Origin of the sequence: Brachybacterium sp. YJGR34 (assembly GCF_003347015.1) — a bacterium.
GTDB lineage: Bacteria > Actinomycetota > Actinomycetes > Actinomycetales > Dermabacteraceae > Brachybacterium.
Map to the genome: position 1 here is coordinate 208,741 of NZ_PNFB01000001.1, position 19,499 is coordinate 228,239.

16 protein-coding genes are annotated in these 19,499 nt (G+C 75.2%); 14 read left to right on the forward strand and 2 right to left on the reverse strand.

What is annotated here, in order from left to right:
* The first annotated feature begins 67 nt into the window (after positions 1 to 67).
* From CXH06_RS00885 to CXH06_RS00940, 12 genes are all read left to right on the forward strand, one after another.
* A complete protein-coding gene (locus tag CXH06_RS00885) occupies positions 68 to 1,816 on the forward strand; it encodes a pyruvate dehydrogenase (RefSeq protein WP_114853258.1) in 1,749 nt (582 codons plus the stop codon).
* Between the two features lie 80 nt (positions 1,817 to 1,896).
* A complete protein-coding gene (locus tag CXH06_RS00890; protein WP_114853259.1) occupies positions 1,897 to 3,459 on the forward strand; it encodes a polysaccharide biosynthesis tyrosine autokinase in 1,563 nt (520 codons plus the stop codon).
* A complete protein-coding gene (locus tag CXH06_RS00895; protein WP_114853260.1) occupies positions 3,456 to 4,394 on the forward strand; it encodes a glycosyltransferase family 2 protein in 939 nt (312 codons plus the stop codon). Before CXH06_RS00890 ends, CXH06_RS00895 begins: the two co-directional genes overlap by 4 nt.
* Positions 4,391 to 5,407: a glycosyltransferase gene (locus CXH06_RS00900; protein WP_114853261.1), complete on the forward strand. Its 1,017-nt coding sequence runs from the start codon at positions 4,391 to 4,393 to the stop codon at positions 5,405 to 5,407. The genes CXH06_RS00895 and CXH06_RS00900 overlap by 4 nt, the downstream gene beginning before the upstream one ends.
* Positions 5,398 to 6,471 carry a hypothetical protein gene (locus CXH06_RS00905; RefSeq protein ID WP_114853262.1) on the forward strand — a complete coding sequence of 358 codons (1,074 nt, stop codon included), beginning with the start codon at positions 5,398 to 5,400 and terminating at the stop codon, positions 6,469 to 6,471. Before CXH06_RS00900 ends, CXH06_RS00905 begins: the two co-directional genes overlap by 10 nt.
* The gene (locus CXH06_RS00910; RefSeq protein ID WP_114853263.1) at positions 6,468 to 7,184 is read left to right on the forward strand and encodes a cytidylyltransferase domain-containing protein; all 717 of its coding nucleotides are present in this window, start codon (positions 6,468 to 6,470) and stop codon (positions 7,182 to 7,184) included. The genes CXH06_RS00905 and CXH06_RS00910 overlap by 4 nt, the downstream gene beginning before the upstream one ends.
* A complete protein-coding gene (locus CXH06_RS00915) occupies positions 7,181 to 9,106 on the forward strand; it encodes an N-acetylneuraminate synthase family protein (protein ID WP_114853264.1) in 1,926 nt (641 codons plus the stop codon). Before CXH06_RS00910 ends, CXH06_RS00915 begins: the two co-directional genes overlap by 4 nt.
* Positions 9,097 to 10,206: a glycosyltransferase family 4 protein gene (locus CXH06_RS00920; protein ID WP_114853265.1), complete on the forward strand. Its 1,110-nt coding sequence runs from the start codon at positions 9,097 to 9,099 to the stop codon at positions 10,204 to 10,206. Before CXH06_RS00915 ends, CXH06_RS00920 begins: the two co-directional genes overlap by 10 nt.
* A complete protein-coding gene (locus tag CXH06_RS00925) occupies positions 10,203 to 11,381 on the forward strand; it encodes an ABC transporter permease (RefSeq protein ID WP_114853266.1) in 1,179 nt (392 codons plus the stop codon). The genes CXH06_RS00920 and CXH06_RS00925 overlap by 4 nt, the downstream gene beginning before the upstream one ends.
* A complete protein-coding gene (locus tag CXH06_RS00930) occupies positions 11,378 to 12,445 on the forward strand; it encodes a glycosyltransferase family 4 protein (RefSeq protein ID WP_114853267.1) in 1,068 nt (355 codons plus the stop codon). The genes CXH06_RS00925 and CXH06_RS00930 overlap by 4 nt, the downstream gene beginning before the upstream one ends.
* Entirely contained in the window at positions 12,442 to 13,386 is a 945-nt protein-coding gene (locus CXH06_RS00935) for a glycosyltransferase family 2 protein (RefSeq protein ID WP_114853268.1), read from the forward strand. The genes CXH06_RS00930 and CXH06_RS00935 overlap by 4 nt, the downstream gene beginning before the upstream one ends.
* Positions 13,383 to 14,513 carry a glycosyltransferase gene (locus CXH06_RS00940; RefSeq protein ID WP_114853269.1) on the forward strand — a complete coding sequence of 377 codons (1,131 nt, stop codon included), beginning with the start codon at positions 13,383 to 13,385 and terminating at the stop codon, positions 14,511 to 14,513. The genes CXH06_RS00935 and CXH06_RS00940 overlap by 4 nt, the downstream gene beginning before the upstream one ends.
* 11 nt (positions 14,514 to 14,524) lie before the next feature.
* On the opposite strand, the gene CXH06_RS00945 is transcribed toward CXH06_RS00940, so the two are convergent.
* On the reverse strand, positions 14,525 to 15,778 hold the full coding sequence (locus CXH06_RS00945; RefSeq protein ID WP_198683979.1) for a Coenzyme F420 hydrogenase/dehydrogenase, beta subunit C-terminal domain: 1,254 nt from the start codon (positions 15,776 to 15,778) through the stop codon (positions 14,525 to 14,527).
* Between the two features lie 102 nt (positions 15,779 to 15,880).
* Here CXH06_RS00945 and CXH06_RS00950 point away from each other — a divergent pair, with 102 nt between their 5' ends.
* The gene (locus CXH06_RS00950; RefSeq protein ID WP_114853270.1) at positions 15,881 to 16,978 is read left to right on the forward strand and encodes a polysaccharide pyruvyl transferase family protein; all 1,098 of its coding nucleotides are present in this window, start codon (positions 15,881 to 15,883) and stop codon (positions 16,976 to 16,978) included.
* Positions 16,975 to 18,495 carry a lipopolysaccharide biosynthesis protein gene (locus tag CXH06_RS00955; RefSeq protein ID WP_157975540.1) on the forward strand — a complete coding sequence of 507 codons (1,521 nt, stop codon included), beginning with the start codon at positions 16,975 to 16,977 and terminating at the stop codon, positions 18,493 to 18,495. The genes CXH06_RS00950 and CXH06_RS00955 overlap by 4 nt, the downstream gene beginning before the upstream one ends.
* Here the strand turns inward: CXH06_RS00955 and CXH06_RS00960 are convergent.
* Positions 18,466 to 19,467, reverse strand: coding sequence for a glycosyltransferase (locus CXH06_RS00960; protein ID WP_114853272.1), 1,002 nt, complete (start codon positions 19,465 to 19,467; stop codon positions 18,466 to 18,468). The two genes, CXH06_RS00955 and CXH06_RS00960, sit on opposite strands and share 30 nt — an antisense overlap.
* Between the last annotated feature and the right edge of the window lie 32 nt (positions 19,468 to 19,499).

The following is a 19,499-nucleotide window of genomic DNA, read 5'->3' on the forward strand; positions in this document are numbered from 1 at the left end:
GGCTCGGAGGGACGCCCCGCGCCGGGACCGCGCTCCCGGCGCTCCACATCCCCCGGGAGGCACACCGATGGCCCGCACCAGCTTCGCCCAGCTCCTCGTCACCCAGCTCCGCGACCTCGGCGTCGAGCGCATCTACGGCGTGGTCGGCGACTCGCTCAACCCCGTCGTCGACGCCATCCGCACCACCGAGGGCATCGAGTGGGTGCACGTGCGCAACGAGGAGGCCGCCGCCTTCGCCGCCGGCGCCGAGGCCCGCCTGACCGGGAAGCTCGCCGTCTGCGCCGGTTCCTGCGGCCCGGGCAACACCCACCTGATCCAGGGCCTGTTCGACGCCCACCGCGACAACGCGCCCGTGCTCGCGATCGCCTCCCACATCCCCTCGGGGAACATCGGCACCGGCTTCTTCCAGGAGACCCATCCCGAGATCCTGTTCCGCGAGTGCTCGCACTTCTGCGAGATGGTCACCTCCGGCGACCACGGCGCGCGGCTGCTCCACATCGCCGTGCAGACCGCGATCGCCCGGCAGGGCGTCTCCGTGCTCGTGCTGCCCGGCGACGTCGCCGACGAGCAGGCCGACGGCCCGCTGACCCGCGATCTCGCCACCGACCTGGGTCGCGTGCAGCCCGCCGCGGCGCCCGTCGGCCGCCTCGCCGAGCTGCTCGACGAGGCGGGCACCGTCATGCTGTTCGCCGGCGCCGGGGTGCGCGACGCCCGCGAGGAGGTGCTCCAGCTCGCCGAACGGGTCAAGGCACCGGTGGGCCACGCCTTCGGCGGCAAGGAGTGGATCCAGTACGACAACCCCTACGACGTGGGCATGAGCGGCCTGCTGGGCTACGGCGCCTGCTACGACGCGATGCACGAGGCGGACCTCGTGGTGCTGCTGGGCACCGACTTCCCGTACACCGATTTCCTGCCCACCGGCGGCAAGCGGCCCCCGAAGATCGTGCAGATCGACGCCGACGCCGCGCGGCTGGGTCGCCGCATCCCGCTGGACCTCGCGATCCACGGCGACGTCGCCCTCACCCTGCAGGCCGTGCTGCCGCTGCTGAGCAGCACGAAGAGCCACCGCTTCCTGCACCGCATGCTCAAGGCGCACCACAAGGCGCTCTCCGGCGTGGTCGCCGCCTACACCCGCAATGTCGAGCGGATGACGCCCATCCATCCGGAGTTCGTGGCCGCCACCCTCGACGAGCTCGCCGACGACGACGCCGTATTCACCGTGGACACCGGCATGTGCAACGTGTGGGGCGCCCGCTACATCACGCCCAACGGCTCACGGCGCGTGTTCGGCTCCTGGCACCACGGCACCATGGCCAACGCCCTCCCGCAGGCCATCGGCGCCTCGATGGCCCACCCGGAGCGCCAGGTGATCGCGATGAGCGGCGACGGCGGGCTGGGGATGCTGATGGGCGAGCTGCTCACCGTGAAGCTCCACGACCTCAACGCGAAGATCCTCGTCTTCAACAACTCCAGCCTGGGCATGGTCAAGCTCGAGATGCTCGTCGAGGGCCTGCCGGACCACGGCACCGACCACGAGCAGGTGGACTTCGCGGCGATCGCGGAGGGCGTGGGCCTCCCGGCGGTGCGGATCACGGATCCCAAGCGGCTGCGCAAGGACCTCGAGAAGGCCCTGGCCGCCCCGGGCCCGATGCTCATCGACGTCGTCACCGATCCCGATGCGCTCTCGATGCCGCCGCACATCAGCGGCGAGCAGATCCGCGGTTTCGCGTCCGCCTCGACCAAGATCGTCCTCGACGGCGGCGTCGGGAAGATGCTCGACATGGCGGCCTCGAACCTGCGCAACATGCCCCGCTGAGACCTGCCCTCACCGTCCCGGCCGGCCGCGCTCGCCTAGGATGAGCGAGCCCCTCGGACCGACATGATTGGTGACCCTTCGTGACGATCGAAGACTTCCTCAGGATGCTCCTGCGCCACCTGCTCCTGCTGGTGGTGGTCACAGCGGCGGGGGCCGGCGGCGGGTACGGCCTGTCCTACACCCAGCCGGAGGTCTACGCCGCGGACGCCCTGGGCTACGTCTCCTCCACCGGGCAGAGCGACGAGGACGGCAACCCCATCGCCCAGGCGAACGGCAACATGGAGCTGCAGTACACCAAGGCGCAGAGCTACCTGCCGCTGTTCAGCACCCGCGCGGTCGGGCAGCGGGTGGTGGACGATCTGGGGCTCGAGGCCGCCCCCGACGACGTGGCCGGATCCCTCCAGGCCTCCCTGGACCCCAACGCCCCGATCATCACCGTCACCGCGCAGGCGGGGAGTCCGCAGGAGGCCTCGGACATCGCGAACGCGGCCGTGGCCGCCGTCGCGGAGGAGGCCGCCTCGCTCGAGACCGGCGGCACCGAGGGCGCCACCCCGCCCGTGCAGCTGGTGCCGTACCAGAGCGCGCTGGTGCCCAGCGGTCCGGTCTCCCCGGACCGCATGAAGTACCTCGCCGCCGGCGGCGCGGCAGGCCTGCTCATCGCGCTCGCGCTGGCCTGGATGCGCGATCGCAACGACTCCCGGATCCGGACGGCGCAGGACGTCGCCGCCGCCGCGGACACCGCGCTGCTGGGCACCCTGCCGGACCACAAGCAGCTGGTGCGGCGCAAGGACGGCACGCTCCCGGAGCCGCGGGCCTTCGCCCCCCGCGAGGGCTTCCGCACGCTGCGCACCAACCTGCGCTACGCCGACGTCGACAGCCCGCCGCGCTCGATCGTGGTCACCTCGAGCGCGCCCGGCGAGGGCAAGACCACCGTGGCCTCGAACCTCGCGCGGGTCATGGCCCGTGCCGGACAGCCCACGATCCTCATCGACGCGGACCTGCGCCGCCCGATGATCGCCGGCGAGTTCGCCGTCGACGGCGAGGTGGGCCTCTCCCAGCTGCTCGCCGCGGCGGTGAGCCTCGAGGACGCCCTCCAGCCCACCGACATCCCGCACCTGACGCTGCTGCCCTCGGGCCAGGTGCCGCCGAACCCCTCGGAGCTGCTGGGCTCGCGGCGGATGCAGGAGCTCGTCGAGGAGCTCTCGCGCACCCACTTCCTGCTCATCGACGCCCCGCCGGTGCTCGCCGTGACCGACGCCCAGCTGCTGGCCCGCCACGCCGACGGGGCGCTGCTGGTGATCCGCGCCGGCGCCACGCGCCGCCTCGCGCTCTCCCGCGCGGTCGACGCGCTGCGCGGCGTGGGCGCGACGCTCTACGGCGCCGTGATGAACGGCGTCTCCGGCAGCCGCTTCACCCGCCTGGCCTACGGCGATGGGGCCTACGGCTACGGGGCCTACGGCTATGGGGCCTCGACCGAGTACCGGGCGGCGGTGGAGCGGGCGCTGGGCGAGGAGGTCGACGTGGACGACGCCGGCGGCCCCGCCGAGGTCCACACCGGGCACGAGACGGATCGCCCCGGGAGCGGGCCGTCCCCCGACGGCGGACGCGGACGTCGCGCCGGCCCGTCGCAGGGCGAGGGATGAGGCGCCGGCGGCTGGGCGCGATCGTCCCGGTCCATGGCGGGATCACCCCGGTGCTGCCGCTGCTGGAGATGCTCTGCGGCGACGAGGACGGGGCGCCCGCACGGGTGATCGTGGTCGACGACGCGAGCCCGCGGCCGGTCCCGGCCCCCGCCCTCCCCGCCGGTGTCGAGCTGCTGCGCCGCGAGCGCAACGGCGGCTTCGGGGCCGCCGTGAACACGGGCCTGGCCGCGCTCGCCGGGGACGGGGAGATCGACCTGGCCCTGGTGCTGAACTCGGACCTCGAGATCCCGCCGGGCCTCTGCCGGGACCTCGTGGAGCACGCCGCGCCCTGGATGCCGGCGGTGGTGGGCTGTCGCAGCGTCGGGGCGGACGGTGCCTCCGGCCACGCCGCGCGGCGCTTCCCGACCATCGGCCACCAGGTCGTCGAATGGCTCGTCCCGCTGGCCTCCCAGCGGCACCGGGACCTGCTGCACCGCGCCGTCGGCCACGATCTCGCCGCCGAGCGCGGCACGGGGATGATCCCCGTGGACTGGGTCTCCGGGGCGGTGCTGCTCCTGCCCCTGGCCGCGGTGCGCGCCGCCGGCGGCTTCGACGAGGGGTACTTCATGTACACCGAGGAGGTGGACCTGCAGCGGCGCCTGCGCCGGGCCGGCATCCCCTCCCTGCTCGACGCCGACCTCACGGTCCGTCACGCCGGCGGCGGCTCCGCCGGCTCGGAGGCCCGACGGCGCCGCTGGCTGGTGGGCGCCCGGATGCGCTACGCCCGCCGGCACGGCCACGTGCACCTGCTGCGCGCCGCGATGACCGCCGCGACGGGCGCGAACCTGGTGTGGAACACCGGCCGTCGCGCCGCCGGCCGGGAGGTGCACCCCCTGGCCGTGGCCCGCGAGGAGCTGCACCTCATCCACCGCGCCGGGGCGGAGCTGCCGCGATGAGCGCGCGGACCGAGACCCTGCTGCTGGTCACCCCGGCGTTCCACGGCTACTGGCGGAGCATCGCCGACGCCCTCGAGCGGCGCGGCTACACGGTGCGCACCATCCGCTACGACGCCTACGACACCCTGCCCCGGAAGGCGTGGCTCAAGGCGCGGGTGGAGCTCCCCGAGCGTCTGCACCTTCCGGGCGACCCCCGGGCGGGGGAGCGGGCGCGCCTGACCGATCGGTTGCTCGCACAGATGCGCGAGATCCGGCCCGACCGGGTGATCGTCATCAAGGGCGACGGACTGGACGCCCGGTTCTGGGAGGCGCTGGGGGCACGGCCGCGGATCCTCTGGCTCTACGACGACCTGCACCGTCACGACTACACCGACGACTTCCTGCGCGCGGTGGGGCCGGTGGTCGACTACTCCCGCACGGAGACCGCGGCGCTGCGCGCGCGCGGCGTGGACGCCCACTTCGTGCCCAACGCCTTCGATCCGCACCGGGCCGTGCCCACCGGACGGCGCCGTGACGAGCTGGTCTTCATCGGCGCCGGCTATCCGGAGCGGTCCGCGACCCTGATGGAGCTCGCCCGGCGCGGTCTGCCCGTCCATGCCTGGGGCCGGGACTTCTCCCGGCACCCGGTGGACCGCGCCCGCACCTTCTCCTGGCGTCGCCCTCCGATCGCCGCCTCCCGCGAGGTCCCCCTCGAGCGCGCGTACCAGATCCACGCCGAGGGAGCGGCGGCGATCTCCCTGCACGGCCGGCAGAATGGCCTGGCCATGCGCACCTTCGAGATCCCCGGGATGGGCGGCGTGCAGCTCGTGGACCGGGAGGACGTGGCATCGTTCTACGAGGTGGGCACCGAGGTGGCCCACTTCCGCGATCTCGACGAGCTCGAGGATCTCGCGCGCCGTGCCCTCGTCGACCCCGCCTGGGGCGAGAGGATGAGGGAGGCGGGCCGGGCCCGCACCCTGGCCGAGCACACCTTCGATCATCGCCTCGAGGAGGTCGACGCACTGTGGCACTGATCCACCCCCGCAGCCTGGAGCGCTGGCAGCACTGGCAGAACTCCCGCCACCGGCCCCGGCAGGTGAAGCAGGCGGTCGCCGGTGCCGTGCGCTCGCGGCGCGGCGGCGAGGAGCCCGGTGCCGATCTGGTCCTCCACGCGCGGGAGGGGGAGGGGCCCCGCCTGCTGGTCGCCCTCGACACCGCGACCCCCACCTCCCGGGCGGCGCTGCTCACCGCGCTGCCGTACCTGCGCATCGGCGTGGACGTGCTCGCCCCCGCCGGCCTCGCCCCGCCGGAGCTCGCCGGCGCCGAGTGGGAGCGCGAGGACGTCGAGGACCTCCCGGCGACCCTCGACGGCCGCGGCATCACCTCGGTGATCAGCGCGGGCTGGCACCTGCGGGTGGGACGCCGCGTGCACGACTGGGCGCACGAGGCCGACGTCGCGGCCGCGGTGGTCCAGCACGGGGCCCTGACCCCCTACGCACCCCCGCTGCCGCCGGACACCACGCTGCTGGCCTGGAGCGACGCCGACGCCGCGTTCTACCGCTCCGGGCGGGAGGACGTGGTCACCCGCACCGTCGGCTCCCAGCTGCTGTGGCAGGCCGCCCACGACGCCGCCGGCCCCGAGGACGACGGCCGGCCCGTCGTCGAGCCCGGCGCCGGACCCGTCTTCCTCGGCCAGATGCACGGCGCCGAGCTGCCGCGCCGGACCAGCGCCCGCACCGCCTACCGCTTCTGCCGCGAGCAGGGGGCGCAGTACCGGCCCCACCCCGCGGAGACCGATGCCCTCTCGCGCGCCGCCCATGCGCTGATGCGGCGCCGCGGCATCACCCTCGCGGATCCCGCGCTGCCGCTGCGGGACCTGCGCGCCCCGGTGGTGGGGATCTTCTCCACCGGGGTGCTCGAGGCCGCCGTCCGCGGGTTGCCGGCCTACGTGTACGGCCCCTCGGTCCCGGCCTGGGTCCACGAGCTGTGGGACCGCTACGACCTCCGGCGCTGGGGCGGGGATCCGACGCCCGCTCCTGCCATGCGGCCCGACGAGCCGGCCCGCCTGCTGGCCCAGATCCTCGAGGGCGCCTCATGAGCGTGCTCGCCGTGATCCCCGCCCGCGGCGGCTCCAAGGGGATCCCCCGCAAGAACCTGCTGCCCGTCGGCGGCAAGCCGCTGATCGCCTGGACCATCGCCCAGGCCCTCGCCGCCCGCGGCACGGAGGACGTGCTGGTCACGGTCTCCACCGAGGATCCGGAGATCGCGGCCGTGGCCCGCGAGCACGGCGCCCGCGTCATCGAGCGCCCCGCCGAGCTCGCCACCGACACCGCCCCCACGGAGCCCACGGTGCTGCACGCGATGGACGTGCTCGAGGCCGAGGGCGCCCGCCTCGACGCCGTGGTGCTGCTGCAGGCCACCTCCCCGGTGCGTCGTCCCGGGACCATCGCGCGCGCGATCGCGCAGTTCCGGGAGGGCGGGGCGGACTCCCTGGTGGGCGTGGTGCCCCTCGCGCCCTTCCTGTGGCGCCTGCCCGCGGCGCCGGGGGAGAGCGCGGCCGCCGACTACGACGTCGCCGCCCGGCCCCGCCGCCAGGAGCTGCGGCCCGAGCAGCGCCGCTACTTCGAGAACGGCTCCCTGTACGTCACGGCCCCGCACGTCTACCGCGCCCTGGGCAACCGCCTGGGCGGGAGAACGGACCTCTTCGTGCTCGACGAGGTGGAGGGCGTGGACATCGACACCCTCACCGATGTCTCCCGCGCCGAGTCCATGCTCGCGACGCTCGCGGCGACCGAGGAGGGCGGCGCATGAGCCCCGAGGCCGGCACGCTGAGCATCGGCCGCCGCACCGTGGGCGCGGGGCACCCGGCCCTGATCGTCGGCGAGATCGGGAACAACCACCAGGGGGACGTGGAGCTCGCGCGGCAGCTGGTCGACCACTGCGTCGAGGCCGGGGTGGACGCCGTGAAGTTCCAGCTGCGCGACCTCGGGGCGCTGTACCGCTCCGGCGGCGCTGCCTCCGCCGCCGAGGACCTCGGCCCCCAGTACACGATGGCGCTGCTGGCCAAGTACTCGCTCTCGGTCCCGGACATGTTCCGGGTGTTCGACCACTGCGCCGCCCGCGGCGTCGACGTGCTGTGCACCCCCTGGGACCTGCCCAGCGCGGACGCCCTGCACCGCTACGGCCTGGTGGGCTACAAGATCGCCTCCGCGGACCTCACCCATCACGACCTGCTCGCGCACGTGGCCGGCTTCGGCGCGCCGATGATCGTCTCCACCGGGATGAGCACCGAGCAGGAGATCGTCTCCGCCGTCCGGGTGCTGCGCGAGCACGAGGCGCGCTTCGCGCTGCTGCAGACCCAGTCCACCTACCCGGCGCCCTACAAGGACCTCCACCTCGCCCAGATGGACCGCCTCGCGGCGCTCGGCGACTGCCCCGTGGGGTACTCCGGGCACGAGCGCGGCTGGCACGTGCCGATCGCGGCGGTGGCCCGCGGTGCCTCGATCATCGAGAAGCACGTCACCGTGGACCGGACGCTCGAGGGCAACGACCACCCCGTCTCTCTGCTGCCCGAGGAGCTGGCCGCCATGGTGCGCCAGATCCGGGAGGTGGAGGAGGCCCTGGGCGGCGACGGCCCCCGCGAGCTGTCCACGGGCGAGCGGATGAACCGGGTGAACCTCGCCCCTTCGCTGGTGGCGACCCGCGCCCTGCACGTCGGGGACCGGGTGGCGCCCGAGGACGTCGAGATCAGGAGCCCCGGCCGCGGCCTGCAGCCGGACCGGCGCGACGAGCTGCTGGGCGCGGTGCTGACCCGCGACGTGCCCGCCGGGGACTTCTTCTATCCCGGCGACCTCGAGGAGCGCACCCGTCGCCGCCGCGCGTACCGCTTCCGCCGCCCCTGGGGCCTGCCGGTGCGCTTCCACGACGCCGCCGCCCTGGTGGAGGCCTCCGGGGCGGAGCCGGACTTCCTCGAGTTCCACCAGTCCGCGCAGGACATGGACCTCGACCCCGCGGACTTCCTCGACACCGGCCGCCGCCTGCCGCAGTTCCACACCGTCCACGCCCCGGACCTCTACCCGGGGGACTTCCTCATCGACCTCGCGGCGGAGGATCCGGCGATCTGGGAGCGCTCGATCCACGAGGTCCAGCGGGTGGTGGACCTCGCCCGCCGCCTGCGCGAGCACTGCACCACCGAGCAGGACCCGATCGTGGTGGTCACCTTGGGCGGATTCCTCGCCGAGGGGCACCTGCGCCCCGAGCAGCGCTACCCGCTGTACGAGCGCGTCCAGCAGGGCCTCGAGCGCGTCGACGAGGAGGGGGTGCGCCTGACCGCCCAGACCCTCCCGCCCTTCCCCTGGCTGAAGGGCGGTCAGCACCACCACAACCTGTTCGTGGACCCCGAGGACACGGTGTGGTTCTGCGAGCAGACCGGACGCCGCCTGACCTTCGACGTGTCCCACACGCAGCTCGCCGCGACCTTCGCGGGCCGTCCCCTCTCCGAGTACGTCGAGGCGATGGGCCCGCACATCGAGCACCTCCACCTGGTGGACGCCACGGGCGTGGACGGCGAGGGCGTGCAGATCGGTGAGGGGGACGTGGACTTCGCGGATCTCGCCGCGCGCCTGGACCGCCTCGCCCCCGAGGCCCCGTTCATCCCGGAGATCTGGATGGGGCACGTGGACCGCGGCGCCGGCTTCCTCACCGCGCTCGACCGGCTCCAGGAATGGTTCTGAGCCCGCCCGCGGCACCCGCCGTCCTGCCCGCGGCGCCGCTCGCGCTGTGGGCGGTGCCGGTCGCGGAGCTCGGCGGCGTCGCCCGCCACGTGCTCGACGCGACCGCTGCGGGGGTGCCCGGCTGGCGGGTGGCGGTGCTGTGCCCGCCCGGCCCTCTCGCCGAGCGCCTGCGCGAGCGCGGCGTCCCGGTCGTCGTCGGCCCCGTCTCCCCGGCCGACGGCGCGGCCGTCGCGCGGTCCGCCCTCCGGCGCACCCTCCGGGCGCTGCGCGCGGACCTGCTGCACACCCATCTCGCCTTCGCCGACCTCACCGGCGTCGCCGCGGCGGCCGGCCTGCGGTCGGCCCGCGGGGCGCGGCTGCGGGTGGTCTCCACCGAGCACGGCATCTCCGGCGTCCGCGGCCTCTACCGCTCCGGCGCCCTCGAGCAGCGGGCGCTCGCCGCCGCGCACCGCGCCCGGCTGGGGCGCACCGACCGCGTCATCGCGGTCAGCGCGTCCACCGCCGGGCAGGTCGCCGCGCAGTGGGGGAGCCGGGAGCGGATCACCGTGGTCCGCAACGGCGTGGACCGTCCCGAGCCGGCGCCCGACCCGCGCGCGGGGCTGCGGATCCTGTCCCTGTCCCGCCTCGCCCCGGAGAAGCGGATCGACCGGGTGCTGCGCGCCTTCGCGGAGGTGGCCGCCGCGCACCCCGCGGCCCATCTGACCCTCGCCGGCACCGGCCCCGAGGAGCCGGCCCTGCGGCACCTGCGCGCCGCGCTGGAGCTCGAGGACCGGGTGAGCCTGCCCGGCCATCTCGAGCCCGAGCAGGCGCTGCGCGCGCACGACGTGGTGGTCCAGCTCTCCGCCTGGGAGAACCTCTCCTACACCCTGCTCGACGCCGTCGCCCACGGGCTCGGGGCGGTCGCCACCGACGTGGGCGGCACGCCGGAGATCCTCCCGCCGCGCTGCCTGGTGGACCCCGAGGACCTGCCGGCCGTCGCCGCCGCGATGGTGGCCCAGGGCACCTCGCTGCCGGCTCGACCGCTCCCGGCGGCGCAGGGAGAATCGGTCGCGTCGATGTGCCAGGGCATCGCGCGGGTCTACGGGGAGGTCATGAGGTGAGCACGCACGGACTGCGCGCGCCCGCGCCCGGCGGGGTCGGCGGGAGCGCCCACGCGGCCGTCCGCACCGTCGGCGCGCTCCGCCTCCCGGAGTTCGTGCTCTTCGCGCTGCTGATCATGGAGGGCTCCTGGTTCTCGCTCCCGCTGCCGCTGAACCAGGTGGCGATGATGGGGATCATCGCGCTGGCGGTGACGCGCCGCCCGCAGGTGCGGCCGGTGGGGATGGAGCTGCTGGTCCCCGCGCTGGCCATCGGGCTGTTCTACCTCGGCATGATCTCGATGTTCACCGACACCAGCGAGTTCGCCTCGGACTGGACGCGGCGGCTGATCCGGCTGGCCCTGACCTCGCTGCTGATCCTCGTGCTCGCCTCCGGCCGCATCGACTGGCGCTCCGGTCTCGCAGGGCTCGGCACGGCGATGATCGGCAATGCCGTCGCGTTCTACGCCGGGCTCGCGCCGGACACCTACGGCGGCGCGCTGTCGGGATTCTTCGAGGACAAGAACGTCGCCGGGCTGACGTACTCCGTGATCGGCGTGCTGATGATCGGGGCGGTGGATCGGCGGTGGCTGAAGGTCGCGCTGGTGATCACCTTCGCCGCGCTCGTGTGGCTGACGGGATCACGCACCTCCATCACCGCCTTCGCCGCCGGGGTGCTGTGGCTGGTGGCGGCCCCGCGTCTGGCGGTGCTGGGGCGCATCGTCCTGGGGCTCCTCATCTACTTCGGGGTGGGCCTGCTCGCCGAGGACTACGCCCGGATCGGGACCTTCTCCGACCGGGAGGGCTCGGACCTGCTCCGCCACCGGATCGATGCCGCCTCGCAGCTCAAGGTCGAGGAGGCCGGCTTCTTCGGCACCGGTCTCGGTGAGGCGTACGTGGTCTTCGAGGACCAGCCCGGCCGGATCTGGTACTTCCACAACTCCTTCTGGACCGCGCTGGTCGAGGGCGGCTGGCCGTGGCTGCTCCTGGTGCTGGGCATCACGGTGATCGTCGCCCTCCGCCCCCTGACCCGGACCCTGGGGAGCCGGGAGATCGCCGCCCAGGCCGCGGCGGTCGCGCTGCTCATCTGCGCCTGGCGGCTCGGCGAGGTGCTGTTCACGATCCAGTGGGCGCTGGTCATCGCCTTCGCCCTGTACGCCAGGGCGCGCGCGGAGGCCCCGCCGGGAGGGTCCGGATGAGCGGGCCGACGATCGCGATCGCGACGAATCAGGGCACCCTCGGCGGCGGCGAGGTGATGCTCCTGAGCATCGCCGCGGCCCTCGAGGAGCTGGGCCACGAGGTGCTGGTCATCGGCCCGGCCGTCCCCGGCGACCTGCTCGATCAGGCCCGCTCGCGCGGGCTGCGCATCCTCGCGCTGCCCGGAGCGTCCCGTCGCCGCTACGCCGCCGCGCTGCTGGCCTGGCGGCTGCGGCACCGGGGAATCCCCCTGTGGTGCAACGGGCTGCTGCCGTCCCTGGCGACCGCCGGGCTCGGACCGCGCATCGTCCACCTGCACCGCCGGCCGACCGGCGCCGGCTCCGCCGCGGCGCGTCTCGCCGGTCGGGGCGCGCGGTGGGTCCTGGTGCCCTCCGAGGACCTCGCCCGGGCCGTCCCCGGCGCGAGGGTGCTGCCGAACTGGACGGAGGAGATCCCCCGCCGCGCGCCCCGCGACGCGGGCGACGGCCCGCTCCGGGTGGGGTTCCTGGGCCGCCTCACCCGGGAGAAGGGGGCGGATCTCCTGCTGCGCGCGATGGCGCCCGTCATCGCCCGGTCCGAGCGCGGGATCACCGTGGTCCTGGCGGGGGAGAACCGCTTCGGCCGGGCCCGGGACGACGCGGCGCTCGCGGCGGCGCTCGCGCCCGTCGCCGCGCACGTCGAGCGTCCGGGGTGGATCGCCCGCGACGCCTTCCTCGCCGATGTCGACCTGGTGGTGGTCCCCTCGCGGGGCCCGGAATCCTTCGGCCTGGTCGTCGCCGAGGCGATGGCCGCAGGGGTGCCCGTCGTGGTGACCGATGCGGGGGCGCTCGGTGAGGTGGTCGGGCCCGAGCACCCATGGATCGCCCGCCGGGACGACGCCGCGGACCTCGCCGCCGTGATCGAGCGGGCGCTGTCCGAGATCGCCGCGGGGGACGAGCAGCGCGCGGCGCGGGCCCGCCGCCGCTGGGAGGCCGAGTACTCTCCCGCCGCGGGCTCCGGGCGGGTCGCGGCGCTGCTGGGCAGCGCCCCGGCCGTCGCCCGACCCACCGGCGAAGAGGCGCCATGATCCCGGCGGCGAGCATCGTCGTGCCCTCCTACCGGGGCGCGGCGCGCCTTCCCGCCCTGCTCGACTCCCTCGCCGCGCAGGAGGCGGGCGGGCCGGAGTTCGAGGTGATCGTGGTGCTGGACGGCGAGGACGACGGCTCCGGCGCGCTGCTCGCCGCGGAGGACCGCGTCCCGGTCCGCATTCTGACGCTGCCGGAGAACCGCGGGCGCGCCGGGGCGCTCAACGCCGGCTTCGCGCAGGCGCGCGGGCGCGTGCTCATGCGCTGCGACGACGACCTGGTGCTGCCCGCCGTCGCGGTCCGTGCACAGGTCGCAGCCCACGCGGGGGAGCAGCCGGTGGGGGTCGTGGCGCCCACCCGGGACGTCCACACCCCGAGCCCCTATGCCCGGGCCTACGGCGAGGACGCCGCGGCCCGCTCGCTCGCCCACGCGCTCAGCCGACCCGCCGCACAGCGCTGGCGGCTGTGGGCGGCCTGCTGCTCGATCACCCGGGACACCTGGGAGCGGATCGGCCCCTACGACACCCGCTACCGCGGCTACGGCTGGGAGGACGTCGACTACGGGTACCGCCTCCACGCCGCCGGGATCGACCTCGTGGTCCTCGCCGAGGCGGTCGCCGAGCACCACGGGCCCGCCCGCTCCGCTCGGGAACGGGCCCGCCGGGCCTATGCCTCGGGCGCGGCCCGCGCCCGCTTCCGCCGCCTCCACCCCCGCGCCCCGCTGCCGGAGACCACCCCGGGGACGGGACCCTGGGGCACCGCGGTCGGCGCGGCCGCGCGGGCGATGCGCTCGCCGGACGCGGCGGCGCGCCTCGGCGGCGCCGCCGACGCGCTGCTGCCGCGGGTGCCGCGGCCCGTCGGCCGCAAGCTCGTGGCGCTCGCCGTCGAGGGCGCCGGGATCGCCGGTGACCGCGCCGCCGCGCGGGACGGGGCGGACGGATGAGAGAGCCCCGCATCGCGATCGCCCACGACTACCTCACCCAGCGCGGCGGGGCCGAGCGGGTGGTGCTCTCCCTGGCCCGCGCCTTCCCGGAGGCGGAGATCCACACCCTCGTCCACGCCCCCGAGCAGACCTACCCGGAGTTCGGGGACCGCACGATCCGCACCAGCCCGCTGCAGCGGATCGGTCCCTTCCGGCGCGATCCGCGGCTCGCCCTGCCCCTGCTCGCCGCCGCCGCCTCGCGGATGCGGATCGAGGCGGACGTGGTCCTCGCCTCCTCCTCCGGCTGGGCCCACGCCGTCCCCACCACCGGGCGGAAGATCGTCTACTGCCATTCCCCGGCACGCTGGCTGTACCTCCCGGACGACTACCTCGGCGAGGCCGGGCCGCTCTCCCCGCAGCGCCTCGCGCTCGCCGTGCTGGGACCCTCCCTGCGGCGTTGGGACCGCCGGGCGGCCGCCACCGCCCAGCAGTACCTCGCGAACTCGACGGTGGTGCGCGAGCGGATCGAGCAGGTCTACGGGATCGACGCGCCCACCCTGTTCCCCCCGTTCAGCCCCGATCTCGCCCACGGGCCGCAGGCACCGATCCCCGCCCTCGCCGGCTGGGCGGGGTCCGACGGCACCGACGGCGGCCACCACCTGGTGGTCTCCCGCCTGCAGCCCTACAAGCACGTGGACCGTGTCATCGAGGCCTTCCGCGACCTGCCCGAGGAGCGCCTGCTGGTGGTGGGCCGCGGGCCCGAAAGGGAGCGGCTGCGCACCCTGGCCGGACCGAACGTGCGCCTGGTCGAGGGGCTCGACGACGCCCAGATGCGCTGGGCCTACGGCCATGCGCGCGCCCTCGTCGCCGCCAGCCACGAGGACTTCGGGCTCACCCCGCTCGAGGCCGGTGCGCACGGCGTCCCGACCCTCGCGCTGCGGGCCGGCGGGTACCTCGATACCGTCAGCGAGGGCGTGAACGGGCTGTTCTTCGCGGCGCCGACCGCCGCCGCGATCCGTGACGGCGTCGCGCAGAACCGACGCGCGACCTGGGATGCCGCCGCGATCCGGGGCCACGTCCAGGCGTTCTCCGAGGAGCGGTTCATCGCGCAGCTGCACCAGGTGGTCGAGGACGCCCGGCCCCGCTGAGCTCCTCGCGCTCAGCTGCGGAAGCCGCGGCGCCGGCGGTCGCGGATCCGGGTGATCGTCCCCCGCAGCTCCCGCCAGGTCGCCCGCGGGGCGCGCAGCGCCGATCCCAGCAGGCCGAAGCCGCGGTAGGACGGGACGCGTCCCACCAGCAGGCGGGTGCCCAGGAGGCGGCCGAGGAGCAGGCGGCGGCGGGCGCTCTGGTACGGCTGCCGCGCGACCGCGGAGCGTGCGCTCACGGGCTCGAGGGCGATCACGCCGGCGGCCGCGGCGCGCAGGACGATGTCCCGTCCCCGGGCGGTCCGGGCGACGAGCACGCTGCGCCCCGGGCGCTCCGCGAAGTCCGGGTCGCCCTGTGCGTCGAGCTCCCAGTAGTCGCCGGCGGAGATGTCGGCGGACTCGCCCACACCGTCGGCGCAGACCCGGCAGCGCCACTGGACGGTGGGACCGAGCGCGGCGCCCCAGGAGGCGCTGTAGCCCGTGCGGACCCGCCGGCCGTCCCGGGCGACGGCCGTGAACTCTCCCGGCCAGCCGCGACCGCGGTACCACAGGTCCTCCAACGGGGCCCCCTCCGGCAGACCCAGCTCCTCGACGAGGGCGTCCGTGGCCCCCTGCTGCGGGGTGCCGGCGCAGAAGAAGCTCAGGATCACGGGGGCGTCCGTGCCGGCAGCCCGGGCATGCGCCCGCAGCGCCGAGGCCTCGCAGGGCTTCCCGGTCACGGCCTGATCGGCGCGCAGCGGCGCCGCCTGCGCCGAGAGGGTCGCGGTGGGTCCGTAGCGGGACCCCGCCGCCTGCAGCGCCTGCTCGCGGGACATGATCGTCACCGGCACCGTGCGCCGGGGGTCAGCGGCATCGGCCCGGGCTCCGAGCACGCTCGTGGCCTCGCCCTCGGCGAGCAAGAAGGTGTTCAGCGCGGTCAGCACCCCGCCGCTGCTGCCGCGGAAGCGGGTCGCGGGATCCGTCGCGTGCGCGGCCCAGAGGCCCTGGACCGGCCCCAGCGTCGCATCGCGGTGGGAGCCGGCGGGCCGCTGGGCCCGCACCTGCACACCCGGGCAGGCGGCATGGAACTGCCGCGCGAGCTCGCGGTCCCGCGCCGGGGGCAGCGGCTCGTCCGTGACGCGGACCGGGCGCTGGAAGCCGTTCACCTCGCGCATCCGCAGACGCGGGTCCATCGCGGCGCACAGCCCGCACCCCGAGCACATCTGGGCCCGCACCACCGCGTCCACGGCACCCAGGAAGCGCTCCCCGTCCTGCCCCGTCCTGTTCACCCGGTGCACGGTACAGGCCGCGCCGCGACCGGGGTGCCCCGGTACCCTGGCGGAGCGCCGGTCCGGGACACCCGGCGGCCCCGTCCCGAGGAGAGAGCGTCGATGCGTGCACTGGTGCTGTGGGCCCGGCCCGATCACCCCAATCTGGGGGTCGCCGCTCTCGCGACCGGCTCCGCGGCACTGCTGCGCCGGGCCTTCGGCGAGGATCTCGACGTGCGCTTCCACGCGACCGGCGGCGCCGATCTGCCCGGGAACGACGGGCCGGTCAACCTCTCCCATGCCGGACCGCTGCTGCGGACCCGGATCCGCGATCCGCGGCCGCTGCGCGAGTGGCTGCGTGGCTTCGACCTCGTCCTGGACACCCGGGCGGGGGACAGCTTCACCGACATCTACACCCTCAAGCAGCTGGCCAAGATGACGCAGGCGGGCCTCTATGCGCGGCAGTGGGGCGTCCCCCTCGTGCTCGGCCCGCAGACCGTCGGCCCCTTCGGCACGCGCCGTGGTCGGGCGCTGGCGAGACTCTCGCTGCGCGCCGCGACGGGTCTGATGGTCCGTGACACGGCCAGCGCGGACGCCGCCCGGGCGCTGGGACGACCGGCCGACGTGGTCTCCACCGACGTCGTCTTCGCGCTCGCCGAGGTGCCCCGCGAGCAGCGGCACGACGTGCTGCTCAACGTCTCCGGACTCCTCTGGCACCCGAACCCCCACGTCGACCACCGGCACTATCGCGACGTGGTGCACGGCCTGCTCGACGGTCTCGCCGCGCAGGGGAGGACCGTCTCGCTGCTGGCACACGTGGCGCGCGGCAGCGGCCGCGGGACGGACAGCGACGCGGCCGTCGTCGCCGCGCTCGCCGATCGCGTCTCCGGCGAGGCGGTGATCCCGGACGATCTCACCGAGGTCCGCGCAGCGGTGGCCGCATCGCGCCTGGTCATCGGGTCGCGGATGCACGCCTGCCTCAACGCGCTCTCGACCGGGACCCCGGCGGTGGCCCTCGCCTACTCGCGGAAGTTCGCACCCCTCCTGGAGCAGGTGGGGTGGCGGCACACGATCGATCTGCGCCCCGGCGACGTCCGGCCCGCCGATCTGCTCGCCCTCGCCGAGCAGCAGGACCTGCTCACGTCCGAGGCGACGGCGGTCCGCGCGCGGGCGGACGTGCTCGTCGAGCGGGCCGTGCGCGGTCTGCGCGGGATGCCGTGACCGAGCCGGAGGCACCGCAGGAGGAGCTCGCGCCGGACGGGCTGGGAGCACGCGGCGGGCGCGGGGCGCTGCTGGGGGTGGCCGGGAAGCTTGCGAAGCTCGCGGTCAACCTGCTTTCGCTGATCGTCTTCGCGCGACTGCTCACCCCGGCGGACTTCGGCCTGGTCGCCATGATCACCGCGGTGGTCGGCGCGGCCGAGCTCGTGCGGGACCTGGGACTCTCGACCGCCGCGGTGCGGGCACCGTCCCTGTCCCGTGCCCAGCGGGACAACCTCTGGTGGGTCAACACGGCTCTCGGCGCCGGAGCCGCCGCCGTGGTCTGCGCCCTGGCGCCCCTGCTCGCATGGTTCTACGGCGATCCCCGGCTGGTGGCGCTGACCCTCGTGTACTCCACGGTGTTCCTCCTCAGCGGCATGGCGACCCAGTACTCGGCGGACCTCATGCGCTCGATGCGGTTCGGGCGGCTGGCCCTCGCGCAGATCGTGGCCGCACTCGCCGCCTTCGGCGTCGCGCTGCTCGCCGCGCTCGGCGGCTGGGGGTACTGGGCGCTCGCCCTGCAGCAGGTCCTCGGCGGCGCGCTGACCCTGATCCTGCTGGCGGCCGTCGCGGGCTGGCTGCCGCGGCGGTTCCGGCGCGGTGTCCCGCTGCGGGAGTTCTTCCGCTTCGGCCTGCCGCTGTTCGGGTCCCAGCTGCTGACCTACGCGAGCGGGAACCTCGACCAGGTGCTCGTCGGCCGGTTCTTCGGAGCCGCCGACCTCGGCCACTACAGCCGCGGCATCCAGCTGGTGAGGATGCCGATGAACCAGGTGCGCGGTCCGCTGTCGAACGCGGCCCTCAGCACGCTGGCGAAGGTCCGGGAGGACCGGGAGAGCTATGCCCGACTGCTGGCGAAGGCACAGCTGGGGATGCTGTATCCCCTCGCGATCCTCTCCACCGCCGTCGCGGTCGTGGCCCCTGACCTCGTGCCCTTCCTGCTGGGCCCCGAGTGGACGGCGGTCGCGGCGTTCGTGACGATCTTCGCGCTCGGCGACATGATCTCCTCGCTCGCGGCCGCGGGCGGATGGCTGTACCTGTCCGAGGGGAAGAGCGCCGCGCTGCTGCGCTACACCGCGCTCTCGGCGGCCGTGCGGATCGTGATGTTCCTCGTCGCGGTGCCGCTCGGGATCCACGCGGTGGCCGCGGTGTACGTCCTCGCTCCGCTGCTGCTGTGGCCGTTCTCGCTCTGGTACTGCCAGCGCGCGACGGGGCGGCCCACCCTGCCGCTGCTGCGCGGATCGCTGCGGGTGTTCGTGGTGACCATGCTCAGCTTCGTCGCCGGGTACGGCGTCCAGCTGGCGATGGACGCGCCGGGACCGGGACGACTCTTCGCCTCGGCGGGAGCGTACCTGGTGGTCCTCGGCCTGCTCGCGCTGATCCCGGCGATCCGCCGCGATCTGCGGGAGGTGCTCGGCATGGTCCGCACGGTGCTGGGCCGACGCCCGGCTGCTTCAGGCGCCGGGACCGGCCAGGAGGCCTAGCTCCGCCTCGAGCGCGGGGAACGGGCCGGCCTCCAGCACCTCCGCGATCCCCGCGATCCGATGGCGCCAGTCCAGCCGCTCGCGCGCCAGGGCGCGGTGACGCGCCGCCGTCGCAGGGCGCCACGCCGCCACGTGCTCCTGCAGCTGCGTCAGTCCCGCCCTCAGGTCCTCGGGGTCCAGGTCCACCGTCGCCCCGGGCCAGAGGATCTGCGCGGCAGAGGGCGGGGCGACCCCGGCGACGGTGGCGCCCTGGGCGAGGGCGTCGGTCCAGCGCCCCGTGAGGTACTCGCGCGTGGGATGGGTGTACGGGGCGGGGGAGACCCGGTTGGTGAAGGCGAGGGCGAACTTGGAGCGCCCCAGGGCGCGGCGCACGGCGGCCTGGTTCTGCGCCGGATCCCGTGCCAGGGGCGGTCGCCCCTCGACGACCAGGCCGAGCTCCGCGGCCGCGGCACGGGTGTCGGCGTCGTCGGCCCAGGCCGCGGGCTGGCGGCCGATCCGCACCAGATCCGTGGGTCGCTCGGCCGTCGGAGCGGTCGCGGCGAGGGTGTCGGCGCCCCACGGCGCCCAGTGCACCGGCGCGCCGGTGAGCGCGGACCATTCCTCGATCAGCTCGGGGTCGGTGATGAAGACGTGGTCGAAGTGCCCGCGGTGCGCCGCCATCCCCGAGAGGCGATCGGTCCAGAAGGAGTCGATCACCCAGGCCGCGGTGCGGTGATAGCCGGGCATCCAGTGCGCGCGCCGCGCGGCGTAGGCGAGATGCGCCGGGCTGGGGGCCAGCACCAGGAGGGCGCGCCGCCGTGCCCGTCGCCGCGGCGCGCGGCCGGCGAGCTTGCGCGGCAGCGACACCTCGCCGCGGTCGTCGACGGTGAGCAGCCGAGCTCCCAGCAGGCGGGCGCAGAGCGTGGCGAGCTCGTCGATCGGGCCCCATCCGAGGCCTGCGGCGCGCACGTGGAGGAGATCGACAGCGGTCACCGGTCCAGACTAGGCGCCGAGGGAGCCCCGGG

What these genes read in the sequence shown, in the direction of transcription:
- CXH06_RS00885 (WP_114853258.1), top strand. Translation starts at nt 68, where the DNA reads ATGGCCCGCACCAGCTTCGCCCAGCTCCTCGTCACCCAGCTCCGCGAC.
- CXH06_RS00895 (WP_114853260.1), top strand. Translation starts at nt 3,456, where the DNA reads ATGAGGCGCCGGCGGCTGGGCGCGATCGTCCCGGTCCATGGCGGGATC.
- CXH06_RS00900 (WP_114853261.1), top strand. Translation starts at nt 4,391, where the DNA reads ATGAGCGCGCGGACCGAGACCCTGCTGCTGGTCACCCCGGCGTTCCAC.
- CXH06_RS00910 (WP_114853263.1), top strand. Translation starts at nt 6,468, where the DNA reads ATGAGCGTGCTCGCCGTGATCCCCGCCCGCGGCGGCTCCAAGGGGATC.
- CXH06_RS00915 (WP_114853264.1), top strand. Translation starts at nt 7,181, where the DNA reads ATGAGCCCCGAGGCCGGCACGCTGAGCATCGGCCGCCGCACCGTGGGC.
- CXH06_RS00920 (WP_114853265.1), top strand. Translation starts at nt 9,097, where the DNA reads ATGGTTCTGAGCCCGCCCGCGGCACCCGCCGTCCTGCCCGCGGCGCCG.
- CXH06_RS00930 (WP_114853267.1), top strand. Translation starts at nt 11,378, where the DNA reads ATGAGCGGGCCGACGATCGCGATCGCGACGAATCAGGGCACCCTCGGC.
- CXH06_RS00935 (WP_114853268.1), top strand. Translation starts at nt 12,442, where the DNA reads ATGATCCCGGCGGCGAGCATCGTCGTGCCCTCCTACCGGGGCGCGGCG.
- CXH06_RS00940 (WP_114853269.1), top strand. Translation starts at nt 13,383, where the DNA reads ATGAGAGAGCCCCGCATCGCGATCGCCCACGACTACCTCACCCAGCGC.
- CXH06_RS00950 (WP_114853270.1), top strand. Translation starts at nt 15,881, where the DNA reads ATGCGTGCACTGGTGCTGTGGGCCCGGCCCGATCACCCCAATCTGGGG.